The sequence below is a fragment of the Burkholderia sp. BCC1208 genome (genome assembly GCF_902833095.1).
In the GTDB taxonomy this organism is placed as follows: Bacteria; Pseudomonadota; Gammaproteobacteria; order Burkholderiales; family Burkholderiaceae; genus Burkholderia.
In genome coordinates this window covers 189,582-206,011 of the sequence record NZ_CADFDY010000004.1, presented here as the reverse complement: position 1 = coordinate 206,011, position 16,430 = coordinate 189,582, and the positions used below count along the sequence as shown (strand labels likewise).

Sequence of the window (16,430 nt, the reverse complement as noted above, 5' to 3'; positions counted from 1 at the left end):
GAGGACGGATGTTCCAGGGCATCGTGATCGACAAGGACGAAACCGGCCAGCACGCGCGGCTGCACACGCTGGACGACGCGCAGTTGCCCGCCGGCAACGTGACGATCCGCGTGGGCTATTCGACGCTGAACTACAAGGACGGGCTCGCGATCACCGGCAAGAGCCCGGTGGTGCGCAGGTTCCCGATGGTGCCGGGCATCGACCTGGTCGGCGAAGTCGAAGCGAGCACGCACGCGGATTACCGTCCCGGCGACCAGGTCGTGCTGAACGGCTGGGGCGTCGGCGAAACGCATTGGGGCGGCCTCGCGCAGAAGGCGCGGGTCGACGGCGACTGGCTGGTGCCGCTGCCCGCCGCGTTTTCGCCGCAACAGGCGATGGCGATCGGCACGGCCGGCTACACCGCGATGCTGTGCGTGATGGCGCTGGAACGGCACGGCGTGCGCCCGGACGACGGCGAGATCGTCGTGACCGGCGCGGCAGGCGGTGTCGGCAGCGTCGCCACCGCGATCCTAGCGCAACTCGGATACCGGGTCGTCGCCGTGACGGGCCGTCCGGCCGATGCCGACTACCTGCGGCAACTCGGCGCGGCCGACATTCTGGATCGCGCGTCATTCAGCACACCCGGCAAGCCGCTCGGCAAGGAACGATGGGCCGGCGCGGTCGACGTGGCCGGCAGCCACGTCCTCGCCAACGTGTGCGCGACCACGCGATACCGCGGCGTGGTGACGGCCTGCGGCCTCGCTGCGGGTATGGATTTCCCCGCGACGGTCGCGCCGTTCATCCTGCGCGGCGTCACGCTCGTCGGGATCGACAGCGTGATGTGCCCGCGCGCCGAACGGCTGGAAGCCTGGCGCCGGCTCGCGTCCGATCTCGACGTCGAGAAGCTGGGCGCCATCGGCCATTAGGTCGGCCTCGCCGACGCCATCCCGCTGGCCGCGGAACTGATCGACGGCAAGGTGCGCGGCCGCATCGTCGTCGACGTCAATGCCTGACCGCCCTTCGTGCCACTTTATCCAGGAGAATTGAAATGAACGCGTCCCACCCGGAGCCGTGAGAGCAGAAAGAAGGGGTGGATCCTCACGGGCCGACGGCATCAAAGTGCCCAGGTGGAAAATGCATGCATTTCCCGGCAACCGGAGGATCCACGATGAACAGTATGACCGTGGGCGTAGATATCGCCAAGCAGGTTTTCCAGGTGCATTACGTCGATCAGGCAACTGGAGAAATCGTGAACAAACCGATCAAACGGGCGAAGTTTCTCGAGTACTTCGCGAACCGTGTGCGATGCCTGATCGGGATGGAAGCGTGCGGCGGTGCGCACCACTGGGCTCGACAACTAAGGCAAATGGGTCACGAGGTCAGGCTGATGCCAGCGGAGTTCGTGAAGGCATTCAACATCCGCAACAAGAACGATGCAGCGGATGCGCGAGCGATCTGGCTTGCGGTGCAGCAGCCGGGCCGGCCAGTGGCGGTGAAGACGGAAATGCAGCAGGCGATGCTGGCGCTGCACCGGATGCGCGAGCAGTTGGTGAAGTTCCGCACGATGCAGAGCAACGGATTGCGTGGGCTGATGACGGAGTACGGCGAGGTGATGAGCCGTGGCCGGGCGAAGCTGGACCAGGAAATACCCATCGCGCTTGACCGGCTCGAGCAGCGCCTGCCGGCAGCGCTGATCGATACGTTGCGTGAACAGTGGAACGGGTTGGCGAGGCTCGACGAGCAGATTGCCGAGATCGAACGTCGGATGCGCGAATGGAAGAAGGAAGACAAGGCCGTTGCGGCGATCAGCGAGATACCCGGCGTGGGCTTGCTGACGTCGACGGCGGCAGTGGCGATGATGGGCGACGCGAAGGCGTTTCGCTCAGGACGCGAATTCGCCGCGTGGGCAGGTTTGGTACCGAAGCAGACGGGCTCGGGCGGCAAAGTGAACTTGCACGGCATCAGCAAGAGGGGCGACACCTATCTGCGCACGCTGTTGATTCACGGCGCGCGAAGCGTGTTGAACCATGCGAAAGAGCCGGGCCCATGGGTCGAGCAGATGAAGAAGCGGCGGCCAGCAAATGTAGTGATCGTGGCACTGGCCAACAAGATGGCACGGACGATCTGGGCGGTACTGGCCCATGAGCGGCCGTACCGGAAGGACTACGTGAGCGTGAAGCCAGCCTGAAATCGGCCACGCGAGGTAGAAAATCAACGTTTAACACAGGGTGAACGTCGAAAGGTTGCGCAGCAATCGAGTGTGATGACAAGCCAGGTAGGACCGGGACTCGCTAAACCTGTATGAGGTGACGGGCTTCGAGCTCGCCAGGAGAATGAGGCGCGAGTCAGCGAATTTCATAGGGGCCCGCAGCGGCTGCACCAGCTGCATCAAGGCCGGATATAGAGCTGCAGCCCATCCTGTCCGTCGAAACACGAGAAAACTGTTGCAAACGGGACGCGTTCATATAGCACTTCATGATTCGTCGGGCGGTTGAACGAGGTGTGTCCCCGGAGCGGTTGGCGAAGGCGCTGTCGGTAGATGTGTCTCAGATCATCAAGAGGATGGCATTGCTGGATGGGATTTGCGCTGAAGCGACCGAGCTCCTGAAGGACCGACAGTTTTCGCCGGAGCTCGCACGAGCTCTGCGGAAGATGAAGCCCACACGGCAAGTCGAATGTGTCGAGCTCATGGTGGCCGCAAACAACCTGTCTGTCTCGTACGCTGAAGCGTTGCTCGTTGCGACGCCGGCATCGCGGCTGGTCGAAGGGAAGAAACCGCGGAAGCTTGCCGGAGTGAGCCCCGAGCAAATGGCGAAGATGGAACGGGAGATGAGCAATCTGCAGGGACAGTACAAGGTGGTCGAACAGACTTATGGACAGGACGTGCTCAACCTCGTGCTCGCAAAGGGCTATCTTGCGAGGCTGCTTGAGAACGAGTCGGTGCGCCAGTACTTGCAAGCCCAACAGGCGGACTTGCTATGCGAACTCCAGTCCGTCGTCGATACGATTGCCTTAGAGCAGCCGGCCCTCGATCCCACTGCCTGAACTCCGGTCGTGGGTGGAGAATTGATTCGAAAATCTGCTTACTGATCAGTTTGCGCACCGATGCCCTCCTGTAGACGGGGCGGTCGGCGCGCGCACTTTATTCCTGGCAGTAAATGATTGGGATGACATTCATATCCTTCGCGGCATGCGCGAAAGACGACAGAATCCACAGCAGTTGTATGATGTTGCCCGTAACAGCCTGCTTGGTTTTTATTTTATTGAATTCAATCTCAATGGCGGATTTTGATATAAACGAGCATGATAGGATGGCTTTTCGGTGAAGCTTATAGTCTTGCAAGAGGTGTTTAACGTAGTCGTCAATTGCCGCGCAATCGCCTTTTCTGGTTCGGCTAATTTCGCTCTGTACCGTATCTTGGGAATAACTCTTGGAGAATTTTTCGTCGACCTTCTTTGAGAATTGTTCCTTTGAGAAATACATGTTGCCAAGATTTTTTATGCCTTGACCAACAACGTCATGAAGCTTGCTTGCGGATCGGCTAACGTCCCCGTGCTTCGAATGGATAAAGCAAATGCATGAGTCTGCACTATTCAGAGTAATATGATCAGCCCATTCATTACCCAGATCATCACAAAAAATGTAATCGTCATGAGCGTGAATGGTCTCTGCTATATCAAACATTGAATTGGCATCGAATGCAGTTGAGGTCGATTTGATTTCACCCTTTTCGCTAGTGGCATTTGCGATCTCGGGTTTGGCAATCAAAATGTCTAGTATGCTATCGATTTCGGAAATCCCGGATGAGTCTTCAAAGCATCGCCCCATAAAATACATGTACTTGGGATCCTCGAAACAAATGCTAAAGAATCCGTTCCTAATGATGTACTTCTGAAGAGAAACATCCTTCCCGTTCTCTGTAAGCTTGATTCTCTGGAGGGGAATGGATAGGAATGTGATTGATTTTTCGTTTTTCCTGAGCCTTGAAGTATTTTCGTGACCCACTACTTTCAGGTCTCCGTCGACCTCATACACCTTCTCCAAAATTTTGAAGATTCGATCAAGTCGGCCTTTGTTTAGTGAAAGCGATTTTTTCTTTCGTGTTTTATAGGAAGCAGGGATGTTTTCTCTAATTATTCTGTCGTGTAGCATCGCGCTCTCGATCAAAATGGCCGAAGGCTCGGTGACGGCTAGTACCTCGCTAAGATCGACTAATTTTGCGAAGGAGTCCAAAAACGCCTTGTTTGTATTTGGATTTTCAATGAGGTCAACTTGACCTTTTGCCCAAAGGGCGATTTCATCAAGCCTCTTTCGTTCGGAGGCCTCGACTACTCGACCGGAGTTCGCGGAAATAGTTTTTAAGTTTGAGCCTTGGCGAATTTTCAGAAAATAGGGGATTGATCGTCCGGCGGCATGTGTCGACAGTAGGCCTTTTAAATCGGCGGCCTCATATGATCTTGCTCGCATCGCGCGCTCTGATATCGTCATATTGCGCAGTGCAATCTTTTGAAACTCAACTTCGTCGTCGTCAAAGGTTGATGTTAGAAGCGAGTGATCAATCGCATTGAAATGTTCGTCGATCTTGTCGGATATATTGGTGCAGCTTTTTTTGAAGATCGATATGTATTTTCCAATTTCAATTATGACGATGTACGCATGTATTGTATCTTGGAAGTCTTCAGTCAAAAAATAGACGGGACGGAACGAAGGAAATGCTCTTGCAGAATACGTGTACGTGAAATCTGTATTGGGTACGATGCGCACTTGCCTAAATTCATCGATCAAAAAATTGCTATTCTTTTCGATATTTTGAGATGCGGCGTCTAACAGGGCGCCTATCGAGTCATCTGTCAACTCTGCTTTCGGAAAGTAAAATTGTGCATTTTGTGTTATGAGTAGGCGGTCTGGCATATGGTCTCCTATAGCGCGAGTCTCAATTCGATGGTTGCCGTTGTGTGATCGATTGCGGCCGGCTATCTATGTCCGATTAGGTCGGGGTGCGTGTCGAACGAGCGCTGTGCTGACCCGATGGTAATGCCGGCTGCTCCGAGAGATCTAGTGTCCGCGGACAAGAAACACGACAGGAGGCAGTATAGACAGTAAGATGAATGCGAATAGGCGTAGCCGCAGATCGATGCTTGCTGCACGGCGTAGAAATCCGTCATCCGCCTTTGTTGATCGCATCAAGCTTGCGAAGCACCAAAGTGAAAAATTGAGCACGAACAGTTCGAGCATGAGTAGACCGATGCCCGTGCCTGCGAGCCAAGCCTTCCACAGCTCGAGTTTTGACAGTGAAGACGGCAGCTGAGTCCCCATCTTTCCAATCAACAGGCCGATGGCCAAACCACCCATCCCATAAGTGTTGATCAAAACTTGATATGCCCCGGTCGCAATGAATTCGATCTTCGGAAACAGCACTGCTAGACCGAAAAGCGCTAATCCGAGCATGCCTACCACGTTCCATATGTGCGGACCTATTCCATCAGAAATAGCGGCTTCCAGATAACTGGCGGGTAGTCGGTTTTTGAAGTGTGTGATAAATAACACGGCGACCGTAGCTGGTGCCGCCCACCAAAATGCAACCCTCAATCCCTCTATTGGCACGATTGCAGACCAAAAAAATGAGCGGTTGAATGGGGCCAATTGAGCCTTGAGGTACAAACGAACATTGGATAGTTGCATGAAGTTTTGTATGCGGCACATGGTGTATGAGAGCAACCGTGAAGATCCATCGTCTAGGCAGTGCGCGTTGGCGTACCAATGCTACTCGTCGGCCCCTTTCCCCGGATGATTATCGATAACGAAATTCAGCAACCCGATCGCTTGTGTGAGCTTGTCACTTGTATCAGCAAGCAGAAGGCTGAGGAGATAGAATGCTGCAAGGGACCCTGCGATCGTCCAGACGATTGAGTTGTTCAGGGCAATGTGTTGATCCTGCATCAGTTTGACGACGCTAATTCCAAGAGTCGCGAGCGCTGGAAACGTCCCGACTTTGTCAAGTTGGCCGATCAACCGCCCACGTCGATTGTCGAACGCGTCTCGCTGGTGAGAGATATGTTCGCGAACATAGGCCAATTCCGGCAAGGAAAAGCGCATAAGATCATTGCAATGTGGTAGCAGTCGATCAATATCAATGCTGGCCAACTCAAGTATTGGTCCAGCAGGTCTTTTGCGTATACGGTTTAACATGGGAATGGCTTGTACCACAATTGCGACTAGTGACAAAAGACCGGAAATTTCCGTGCCGACCGCAACGCCTAATGCCAGGGTTGCCAGAACTGGGATGGGCCAGAAGTGGTGAATCACAAAAAGACAGAGCAGTAAGACGAATCCGAAACCTGCGCAAAAGAGAAAGATTGCAATCGCCTTGTCGGCGTTTACCTCGACGGAAGTCAAAGCCCTTTTGGGGCGACTGGAGTGGATTGCTTGTTGAACGATTTCGAAGATGGCCCGGACAGCATCCGGTGCAAGAAATTTCGTATTCGCGTCCATGGATGTGCCTAATCGATTGCTAATCAATAGCCATTAATCATGCCGTCTGACGTGACGTAGGGATGTGTCGCACGGGGTGAGTGCATAACGGCGTGCTGATGACAAACTTGAGGTCGAGACGCGATGAAAACGCGATCGGCCGACGGTTCGCGCCAATTTTTTAAACAATCATCATCGTTGTTGTCGCTGTTGAACTATCTAACTACCATCGAGAGGAATCACATAGCATAGAATAGCGCTGGAAGGGGCATGCTTCCAACGGCACTGTTGGTGATCCTGCGTGCTCTTATTGTTCCCTAAGGGCGAGTTCCGCAATGAGCAAAAGGGCAACGATATTCCTCGACATCGATGGAGTCCTGCATCCAAATTCTGTCGGCGAACTCGAATATGGGCCCAACGGGCCGGTGGTCGTGGGACAGGGCGTTTGTTCGCTGCAGACCAAGTTGGCCGAACGGGTATGTGGGAAAGCGGTCGACATCGCAATCCATAGCACTTGGATCTATATGTTCGACCTCAAACGCTTGCAAGATGAGTATCTGCGCGAGCTGAGCGCGGCCACCAAAATATATCTCACGAATCGGCGCATCGAGAGTCGCTCGCTACGAATTGCGGACTATATGCGGAGGCGCCGACTGATGTTGGCCGATATCCTGATTCTGGACGATGCCCCTAAGGAATTTGCGTCCGCCCCGGAACTGCAATCCCGCCTCGTCGTGTGCGATCCGGCCCGCGGGATAAACGATCCCGCCGTACTTCAACGGATTGATGAGTTCGTCTCTTAGGCAACACGATCGATGTCAGTCAGAGCTCGATGTCGTAGGATGCGCAGACGGAGTTTTATTTTGCATCGCATAACGCAGAGCGCGGGCATCGTGTAGCGCATGGTGGCGACCGCCGAACTGCTTGTAGTAGGACTCCAACCGGACCTGGTCTGCCTGATCACGCACAAGCAGCCCATGCCAGCCATTTGGTACACCATCGAGGATATCTACGAGAAGATCCCAGTCCCCCGGGAAGTCCATGCAGAAGATGCCGCCTTCGAATGATTCGAGCCATGCGCGGAGTGCCAATTGGAGACTCTCCCGAGAGAACACTCGATCGGGATATTGACCTAGCTGCGGCAATACCGCTTCATGGACGAACGCGCTGCACGTGTTTCGATCGAAGTCGTCGCACTCGGCATAGAACTCCTGACCATCATCGGCGACCAACGCAATGCTTATCAGATTGCAGTCGATGAAGTCGGTGAATTCGGTATCGACAAAAACTCGCATCGCTTGTCTCGTTCATCTTGAGCGTCTGATTGGTACATAAAACGAGAGGCGGTGATTCATGCCTCACGTTCGACTCTATGGAGCATTTGGTGCCGGCCTGCGGATCCAATACTGACGCCCACCGTCGACCGATGGTCCGGAAACGATTTGAATGCCGTGCTGCCTGGCCCACTCTGGCGCTTTGCGAGCAGAAACTCCCACGGCTCTCGCCGCCGTGAATAGTGGCAGAAATTGCGCAGTGAACCTCGCCAGGTCGCCTACATCGACGACTCTTGCTGTCCGCCGCCCCAGTTTACCGATCTGCGCTCTCATCAGACCTCTGTCGATGAGGTGGTACATCACTTCCTGCTTCACGCCTAGTCGACGGGCGGCCTCGACAACAGATAGCTGGGGGCTTGATTCGATGGGCACCTTCGTTGCTGATATCACGTTGCCACGATCCACGACGATGCCCCGCAATGGCGGAATCGTGCTCTGCTCGACGGCAAGGCGCACGCTACCGTTCATGATCTGCTGGAAGAATGGTGCAGAGGCTTCAACGGGAACATACCGTCGTAACGCTTCGGTTAGACAAATTGGATCGTCAAACGCTAGGGTATAGCCGCCACCTGCAGTCATGATGTTGGCAAGCAGACTGTCGATGGATCTAGTATCGATCCGTGTCTCGATCGAGGCAATCAAGTTCGCTGTTGCGAGCGCCCGAATACGCTTGGCCGATATCCCCATGTACCGGGATGCCGTCTTAACGGGGACCAGGGTGCCCCGAGCTTCGCGAAGAACCTGAAAGTCGGAGTCACTGATGGCGAACTTCTGCCGGCCTGTCCTGGTTTTCCTGATCGGTACGGTCACGCCAGTTTGTGCCAGCGCGGTGACAATGGCAGGGTTTCGCGTCTTCCGTTGAATGGACAGTTTCTTGCCAGAGTGATCGATGACGCCTTTTCGTTCCCAAATCACTGCAAATCCGCGATACCTTGAATGTGCGACGTATCTAGCGAGCAGATTCAGCATGCAATGACGTTCGGCCTCACACAGCTGCTTGCGTACCATGGTTAGCAAATGCGGGAAGGCTTGTGACAGCAAGGGGACGTTATTCGGATCCGTCGAACGGGCACGAAGACGATCCAGCAATTCGTAGCTGGCCGACTGATCGATGAGCAGCGATGCGCCGACCGTCACGAGCGTTCGTTCGATGTTCTCGGTCTGTCGAGACGCTCTCTTCATGGGCTTGTCGCGGAGCCCAAACAGAGAGAGCGCTCCGAGGAAGCGAGCAAGGTTCCAGCGCTCGCCAACACTCAGCACGCTCGCATTCGAATCGCCTGCCAAGGTAGCAAGTCTCAAGACATCCTCGGAAAACATCTCAACGTGAGAGTCTTGCAATAGTGCGCCACATGCGCAAGTCGAGATACACACCTGCTTCCAACGCAACAGCTTTCGGCACGCCCCGCACGTCGAGGTTAGCCAGCACTGGTGAGCCAAGCATGCTGCTGGCCCAGCGTACCAATCCTCTCGCCAATACGCATCGGGTGCAGCAAGGCAATGTGGGCACCAACGTGCGACGCCGTGTGTTTTTGGCATCCCACCTTGGGCGCAAGCGAGCCAGTTCGGATTAGAAGCGCCGTTAGCAAACGCGAATCGCAGACGATACCCTAGATAACTTTCGTCCGAACGCGGCGACGGTCGCACTAGGAATCGCCCTGCAAAGAGGGCGGCTCCTAGCGAACGCCAACTAGCGCTATCGACCGATTTACGATTCATTATGACAAGAGGGAAAGCTGTTTAGGCGCCCATCCGAGCTTCACCCGATCCGCGGCTGCCGTCATCTTCAGTTGATGGAGTCGCTCGAGTGCAGTTGAGTCGATAAAGTAAGCAGACAGACCTGGACTTTCCAACTGACGAAACACGGGGAATTTTCCATCGAATATCTCCATCAACATGACGAGCGAGACCGATATATAGCGACCGCTACACGGCAGCCACGTTCCGAAAAGTGGTAGAAGCGGCGACTTATCGATTGTGAAAGGTCGTGACACGTTGTCTAGGCGACGGAACAAATCAGCGAGATGTGTCCGATCAAAATAGGACGTCCTCCCCATGATTGATATAGGTCGAAGCAGATTAGATCTATTTAGCAAAACATAGCAATTTCGAGAGATGCACAGTTCCGCCATCATCTCCTCGCGAGTCGTGATGGACGCATACCATCTACGGCACGCCTCAACCGCGGAGATTGGAATATATATACATCGATTTTCGCCTTGATTGATAGTGACGATGTCTCGAGGGAAGCGCTTTTGCGCGAGATCTTTGAGAAGCCCATTGGAGCATCCAATGAGCGAAACCGCTTTTCTGAATGTCACGTATCCTTGGGGGGCACGACGGTGGGAACGGAGAGCTCCTTGGGTCTGCTCAATGGCGCTCTTCGTGCCAATCATCAAGAGCCGTTCCCTCAGACTTGAGATCGGCAGTCTGGAAAGACATGTGGGTCGCCGGGCCTCGTCACGCAGCATGCGATGTAATCGTATGAGCATCCTGGCACGATGTAACTTAGTGTCAATTTGCTGAAAGAAATCTAGAATTCCCGATAAATCGACTACTAAGGAATATTGATATCTATCCGCCAGGCTGGCCAGTCGCATTGACCGAGGTGCCTCTGTAGGCAATGATTCGCGTTTTGGCTCGGTGCATATCGCGGCGTCAAGTAGGGCTTCCAGAAACAGGATATGAGTGAGCTGCTCGACCGCGCTCGGCAAGTCACATTCGAGGATCAACCGCTCAAACTTCGACCACAATCGATCGACATACTGCCGCTCACTCGGCATGGGACATACTGCTCCAGCCCAAAGCTGTTCGTCGGTGACTTCACTCAGGAAATATCTGCCTGGTTCGTTATATCCTCGAGTCAGCACGGGTTCGGCGAGGTCATCCTTCAATCGGATAAAATGAAGCGTGCACACTTCGAATCCCGTTAGGCGCCAGCGCGAGCGAATGTGCCTGGACTGAACCATACATGCGGGGCAATACCGGATTTTGTTTACCCGAGTAACTACGCTCCAGCGCGGCAACGGAAGGTCTGTCCAGGTCGGATACCCGTCCGGTTTGCTTGAAGCTGTAGCGGCGAGTGTTGCGCGAAATCGATCTATGTCTCTAAGCCGTGGACGATCCATGCCATTTGCTCTGGCGACACGGAAAAGATACGTTTCGGCCCATTCATCGTTGAGAATTTTCGGACGACACAGCGGTACGCTGCTTGGGGTGAGATCATTCATATGTGCGCTCCGACGGCTCAAAAGGTTCGCCTGTCGCCACGAGGGGTAATTTGTCGAATGCCTCATGGAAGGGATTGCGATTGTCAGGCGACCCCGGATAGATCACGGTCCGAAAGGCTTCGGCCAGAACCTTGTCGCTAATCGCGGGATCCGGCAACGTATAAGCTAGTTCGACGGCGCGTACCAGGAGTGCTCGAATATCACGAAGACGTCCATCAGTTGCAAATGCGAACGATCGTGCAATGAAAACTCCTGAGATATCTATCGTCGGAAGATTGCGCAGATAGCCTTTGAAGACTTTGAGGACGCTGCGAAACTCATGCTCCGCGGAAGTGTTTGCTACTGAAAATCGTCCGATTTCGACGATCTCTCTGAACCGATCGCGCAACTGATCGTTTGTTCTGAACAGGCGCCGGGTTCGGGGGATGCCTGCCAGCACAAATGACACTCGTGCCTTGTTGACTACTCCCTTGAGCCAATCAGCAGAGTTGTGCAATGTCTTTTCTCCACCGCGATCCACCATGTGGTTTGCCTCGTCTATGATTACAATTCGGACTCGACATTCATTTAAAAGATGGATGAGTCGTTCTTTCATGACTTTTTTGTCCCCTTTGTCCCAAAGTGGATCTCCTAGTCGCTTCAACAGCGTACTAGCTATGCTTTTCGGGGTCGGGGATTCATCAAGTTCTATATACAGAACTGGAACTTCGGTTAGCTCTTCATGGTGGATGGGCGCGTGCTTTTCAGCGTACTTTTTTAGCAAAGTTGATTTCCCGACACCGGACTCGCCGAGCAGTACGATATGTTCAGGCTCCTCGTTGTCGCATTGATACGCGTACATCCGATCGAGGGTGGACAGTATCCTTTTTACGTGAGGAAAGAGAATGAAGCCGGTTCTAATATCTTCGACGATGCGGCCGCAGAGGCGCTTATTTTCCATGACCCACCTCCGAGTTGATTGACTCAACTTCAAATTCGGATAGTTCGTTCAAATTCGGTGGAGAAATGGTCTGTGAAATTTCACCTTGTGATATGGGGGCGATGGGTGCGTTCCGATTCGTGCGCTTTGACGTAATGTGGGCTTGCCGCGCTCCGCGCTCCGCGCTTGCGGTTCTTGAGTTTCTTCGACTGCATCGCGTCATTGCTCATCTCGCGGATCATTGCTTCAGCGCTGGCTCGAGTTCGCTGGTGAGGGTCAGAATTTTTGTACTGATTCTTCACGGCTCGGGCTTGTTCGACCGTTAGGCTCTGGTAACGATCGTCTGTGTTGGCCGCGACGAAGTACTGGTTCTCAATCGGATTCCATACATAGATGACGCCGGCGTTTTCGTACGGTGCCTTGATGTGCACTTTGGATCTAGCCGGCAGCATGCGCCGCAGGGAGAGCAGCTCTTGTGACGTATACCGGAATGTGTTGTGGTCGATACCGTAGTGCTGTAGCGCGCATTCAGCGTGTTCGCCGAATTCGATGCTTAGATCCTCCGCATTGCATTTCAATAATGGAGGATGCGTAGCGGCACCGTCGTTCCAGACGTCGATCGGCGCGCGGCCGTCTAGGCCGCTATGAGGCCTCCGGTGGTAAATCTGCGTGATCCAGATATGGACCATCTCGTTGAGCTTCTCGAACGTAAGGCATGCGTCATCTTCCGCCTTGAATCCGATGCGTTGATGAACCTTGGCGAGGGTGGTGCCAGGAAGCTTGTGTATAAAGGAGTAGTTGAACGTTTTGAGAAATCGTTCGACGAAAGGCTTGTCGTTCGGATCACGGGATGCCGCGTACTCGCAGACCACCCCCAAGTTGTTCATCGCGTCAACGACTGCCTCCGCATGCATTTCTCGCCCGTTGTCCATGAGTAAGCGCTCAGGCCAACCGTGGCATGGCCATTCGAGAGGTAACTCTGGGAAGCGTTCTCTCAAGTAAGTCTTGGGCATCATGGCGTGCCGCAGCGCTTCGAATACCGCGTGAACCCCATGTCCGGCGGAACTGATGCAGAAGCCAAGAACGCATCTGGAAAGCCGGTCGATGACGACTGTAAACATCGGTCGATCGATGGCATTGCCGTTCGCATCTGCGTACAGGAGATCAATCGGGGAATGATCTATTTCGACGATTTCGAGGATTCGCGATACTCGTCGTGCGCGATGCTGATCAGCGAATCGGCGTCGAGCCTCGCGTGTGCCAAAGCGAGCCGCGTCTCGGTCGTAGGCGGCGATGTCGTGGATACGTCTTTGAACGGTCCTGAGCCCTGGTACTTTGAGCCACTCGGTCTCGATGCGTAGGGTGTTTTGCCGCTGGATCTCAAGGAACACTGCGTTGTGAACTTCTTCTGCGGTTCCCCTTTTGCTATTAAGGAAGGCAGTCTCTATTTTTTCTTGGATGATGCCTTCCACAATCGGATCTAGCCTTGATTTCGCTTTTCCCCCTCGATGTTCCGCCCGATCGAGGAGGGCTCGGATATCGAACTGCGCGATGCGGTAACGGCGACGCCACCGATATATGGTGGTCTCATGAGGCGGCTTCGGATCGGCGAGATCTACCGAGACTTCTCGAATGGCTTTACGTAGTTCAGATCGACGACCCGCGAATGCGTCCATTCGATCCAGCATCGCTAGATAGTTGATTCGTCGACGAGTTTCGAAATCGCCCGCCTCGCCTGCGGGTGTGCTGGCCTCCAACGCGCTCCTGAAAGTGGTGCGTTTCGGCGGCCGTTGATACTGCTTACTATTTGCTGTACGAAGATATCCTCGCAAATACTCTCCCAGGAGCTCATCCTCACGGTGGTCGGAGAACTTTCCCGTAACCGTGTTTTCCAACTGCGCGATGTCACCCTGTACGCGGACGATGCGGAACGAACCTTCGCCTCGGAAAATGATTTGATCCTTGATGAAGTTAGCCATGGTGAATCTCCATTTAGCGAATCGAGACAGGCAGAAGGTCGTCCGGGTCGCGCCTCATGATCCGGTGGAGCAGAGCATCGCATTCACGCTTGGCGACTTCCCATTGCTGCTGCACCTCAGCCGACGGATGAGTTCCGTGCTCGGGATCCCAGAGGGTCGCGTCGATGTTCGGCCGATACCTGCCGGGCATTGGGCGTGCTTTAAGGATTAGTTCGAGTTGGCGCTGAAGGTCGTTTGCAACGAGATCGCTTCGCAAAACAAGGTGGAAGCGGATGCCACGTTGCCGGAGGTATTTGGCTGCAGCTGAAACTCGAGCGACGGCTTGCGAGTGCTTGGTGAGCGACTTGTTGTCTTTCACCTCAAGAAATACCGTTCCAGCGTCCACTTCGATCTTCAGGTCCGGCGTGTAACGTCGCCGGCATGCACCGTCGAAATATTCAAATACTTGCGGCTGGGTTGTGATCGACTTGACTGCAGGGGCGACTTCCGCGAATCGCAGTGTCATCTCTTCGATGAGGCTTTCGTACTGCGCAGGCGTGAGTGATTTTCGGCTGGGGAATATGCCACGAGCACCGCGACCGGAAACGGTCACGACGCGGCGCGGCCGGCGTGATGACGAAGAGATTGGAGATGACTCCGGCATGAGTTTGCTCCCTCGCGTCTGCAATAGACGTTCGCGATTGAGAAAGCGCGCCCCTTCGACGACTATTCGTTGTCGAATCGGGCCCCGAAGAGTGCCGAGAGGAAACCGGGATTCAACCAGAGTTTGTCGAATCCTAGGCAGGCGCGCAAATCGATGGGCAGCAGAAGGGCTTGACGCCGAGATCAGATCAGTAGAGACTCGTACTTGAGCGGTGACGAACTCTTTGTGGTTCTGATCCCAAAAGCGCTACTAGCCTTCTGGTTATGTGGCGCTTTTGCTCTTACATAGCACCTCCACTATCGATGCTCACGGTTGATGCCGTGGCGTTCCGAATCTGAACGATCGCTGCATGTACTTTTGCGATCGTCTCCATGTCTGCTTCCGTCAGAGCTTGGTCGCCAACCAGGGCGGCTATGACCCAATACTTGTACAGCGGTAGCGGATCGGACAAGCGCAGTAGACGCTTGGAACTCTCTGCAACCTCCTCCAGCTCGAGCCGGCCATCTATATCAAGTGCTAGAGCTCGTCCCAACTGATCGATGAAGACGACGTCGCCGGGCGTACGAACTCCGCGTTCGATCGCACTGACATACGCGTCGTCCACGCCGAGTCGGCGTGCGAGTTCGGTCTGCGTGAGCTTGAGCACTTTGCGGCGAGCTCGGACAAATTTTCCAAAGTCTGTCACGTGAAATTCAACGGCAATGATTTCTCGAATTTTTGCAGAATAAGATCGGAGAAAGCGAAGGTCAATGAGTGAAGTTTGAGGAAATTCGACAAACGGAATAAATATATTTTTTTGGGGCGATGCGAAATCCGATTCAAATATTTTTTTGATCGATCGGAAGCGTGAGTAGCCCTGAATTCAGTGCTTGTTTTTCGATACAGAGAATTCGATCACTAGCATGTGAGATCCGTGACCTATCACGACTAACTCTTGAGAGAAAAAATCCATTGACGTATTTGCGCAGCGCTCGGATCCGGGCATGAGTCTGCAGCCAATTCATGTCGGAGGCCGCCAGTTCAGTAGCGCGGTACTGTTCTCACGAACGATCGGGGATTGCACGTGGTGATGCGCTGTAAGGCACCGTGAGGACAAGAATGGCTGTCGGTCTTGAGCCTGCCCGAGGGCTCATCGGCCCAGCCATCGACGATGCTGGGGCTCGTGTGCTTCGGCTCGGTCGTCTCGGTCTGGCGCAGCCACACGCGCACCTTGTGGCGGGATCGGCTCGTGCGTCGCGCAATCTCGCGTCGTGGGACCTTTTCACGGAAATGCATCTGCCCGATCTCGGCCAGCATGTCTACCGTGATCACCTCTGTATTCCCTGCTCAAAGGTTGAGTAGGGCATTCAATCACGTGGGACAAAATTCGACGAAAACTACAGGCGGGGTGGGTCAAGTCTGATTGAACGCTAGCAGGTGACCAACTGCTAGTGGAAAAAGCCGTGCCCCATCACGAACAAGGGTGGAGCCATGTGGACGATGATTATCAGATATTGATACAATCCAATGTCAAGTGTCATTGGGCCCCACCATGAAGCGGTGCGTCGTCGGTATCCAGCGGACGGATGGTTCGCATCCTTGCACATACGGATGCGAGGTTCCGAGCGTATGGTTCCCCTCACTAGGGTCGCTGGCTGCCGTGCTCTCAGATGATAACCGCCGTCTATTGCGCCTGATCGATGAGAGACAACCCAAGTCATTGACTGAGCTGGCGGAGCTTAGCGGTCGCAAGGTGTCGAACTTGTCGCGGACCCTGCGTCTGATGGCCGCATATGGTCTGGTCTCATTGCACCGTAACGTCCGGGATGTTCAGCCAACAGCACTTGCTACTGAATTTTTAGTCGTGCTGGACTGATGGCCATAAATAAATGAGGGAA

13 protein-coding genes and 2 pseudogenes are annotated in these 16,430 nt (G+C 54.3%); 5 read left to right on the top strand and 10 right to left on the bottom strand.

Going from position 1 to position 16,430, the window contains the following annotated elements; all coding sequences use genetic code 11:
* Window positions 1-8: 8 nt before the first annotated feature.
* From HWX09_RS11235 to HWX09_RS11225, 3 genes and pseudogenes are all read left to right on the top strand, one after another.
* Window positions 9-992, top strand: a pseudogene (locus tag HWX09_RS11235) (MDR family oxidoreductase).
* Window positions 993-1,147: 155 nt separating this feature from the next.
* Window positions 1,148-2,167 carry an IS110 family transposase gene (locus HWX09_RS11230; RefSeq protein ID WP_027781481.1) on the top strand — a complete coding sequence of 340 codons (1,020 nt, stop codon included), beginning with the start codon at window positions 1,148-1,150 and terminating at the stop codon, window positions 2,165-2,167.
* Window positions 2,168-2,448: 281 nt separating this feature from the next.
* A pseudogene (locus tag HWX09_RS11225) lies at window positions 2,449-3,024 on the top strand (plasmid partitioning protein RepB C-terminal domain-containing protein); the annotation flags it as partial.
* Window positions 3,025-3,121: 97 nt separating this feature from the next.
* On the opposite strand, the gene HWX09_RS11220 reads toward HWX09_RS11225, so the two are convergent.
* The 3 genes from HWX09_RS11220 to HWX09_RS11210 all read right to left on the bottom strand — a co-directional run bounded on the left by HWX09_RS11220 (window position 3,122) and on the right by HWX09_RS11210 (window position 6,472).
* Window positions 3,122-4,891 (bottom strand): hypothetical protein, encoded by a 1,770-nt coding sequence (locus HWX09_RS11220; protein WP_027783077.1) that lies wholly within the window; start codon window positions 4,889-4,891, stop codon window positions 3,122-3,124.
* 144 nt (window positions 4,892-5,035) lie between these two features.
* Complete coding sequence (locus HWX09_RS11215; protein ID WP_152617003.1) at window positions 5,036-5,662, bottom strand: hypothetical protein; 627 nt, start codon at window positions 5,660-5,662, stop codon at window positions 5,036-5,038.
* Between the two features lie 81 nt (window positions 5,663-5,743).
* Window positions 5,744-6,472: a hypothetical protein gene (locus HWX09_RS11210; RefSeq protein WP_027783075.1), complete on the bottom strand. Its 729-nt coding sequence runs from the start codon at window positions 6,470-6,472 to the stop codon at window positions 5,744-5,746.
* 314 nt (window positions 6,473-6,786) lie between these two features.
* Here HWX09_RS11210 and HWX09_RS11205 point away from each other — a divergent pair, with 314 nt between their 5' ends.
* Window positions 6,787-7,254 carry an HAD domain-containing protein gene (locus tag HWX09_RS11205; protein ID WP_027783074.1) on the top strand — a complete coding sequence of 156 codons (468 nt, stop codon included), beginning with the start codon at window positions 6,787-6,789 and terminating at the stop codon, window positions 7,252-7,254.
* A gap of 15 nt (window positions 7,255-7,269) precedes the next feature.
* Here HWX09_RS11205 and HWX09_RS11200 read toward each other — a convergent pair whose 3' ends face one another.
* The 7 genes from HWX09_RS11200 to HWX09_RS11165 form a co-directional block, all read right to left on the bottom strand.
* The gene (locus tag HWX09_RS11200; RefSeq protein ID WP_034185382.1) at window positions 7,270-7,746 is read right to left on the bottom strand and encodes a 3'-5' exoribonuclease; all 477 of its coding nucleotides are present in this window, start codon (window positions 7,744-7,746) and stop codon (window positions 7,270-7,272) included.
* Window positions 7,747-7,821: 75 nt separating this feature from the next.
* Entirely contained in the window at window positions 7,822-9,084 is a 1,263-nt protein-coding gene (locus HWX09_RS11195) for a hypothetical protein (protein ID WP_155257335.1), read from the bottom strand.
* Window positions 9,085-11,004: 1,920 nt separating this feature from the next.
* Window positions 11,005-11,952: a TniB family NTP-binding protein gene (locus HWX09_RS11185; protein ID WP_080681289.1), complete on the bottom strand. Its 948-nt coding sequence runs from the start codon at window positions 11,950-11,952 to the stop codon at window positions 11,005-11,007.
* Between the two features lie 80 nt (window positions 11,953-12,032).
* On the bottom strand, window positions 12,033-13,910 hold the full coding sequence (locus HWX09_RS11180) for an integrase (protein ID WP_230469108.1): 1,878 nt from the start codon (window positions 13,908-13,910) through the stop codon (window positions 12,033-12,035).
* 13 nt (window positions 13,911-13,923) lie between these two features.
* Window positions 13,924-14,502 (bottom strand): TnsA endonuclease N-terminal domain-containing protein, encoded by a 579-nt coding sequence (locus tag HWX09_RS11175; RefSeq protein WP_244135813.1) that lies wholly within the window; start codon window positions 14,500-14,502, stop codon window positions 13,924-13,926.
* A 331-nt stretch (window positions 14,503-14,833) separates the two neighbouring features.
* Window positions 14,834-15,238, bottom strand: a complete 405-nt coding sequence (locus HWX09_RS11170; protein ID WP_080681287.1) for a helix-turn-helix transcriptional regulator — start codon at window positions 15,236-15,238, stop codon at window positions 14,834-14,836.
* Window positions 15,239-15,573: 335 nt separating this feature from the next.
* A complete protein-coding gene (locus HWX09_RS11165) occupies window positions 15,574-15,849 on the bottom strand; it encodes a hypothetical protein (protein WP_155257333.1) in 276 nt (91 codons plus the stop codon).
* A gap of 235 nt (window positions 15,850-16,084) precedes the next feature.
* Here HWX09_RS11165 and HWX09_RS11160 point away from each other — a divergent pair, with 235 nt between their 5' ends.
* The gene (locus tag HWX09_RS11160; RefSeq protein WP_155257332.1) at window positions 16,085-16,408 is read left to right on the top strand and encodes a helix-turn-helix domain-containing protein; all 324 of its coding nucleotides are present in this window, start codon (window positions 16,085-16,087) and stop codon (window positions 16,406-16,408) included.
* Window positions 16,409-16,430: the final 22 nt, after the last annotated feature.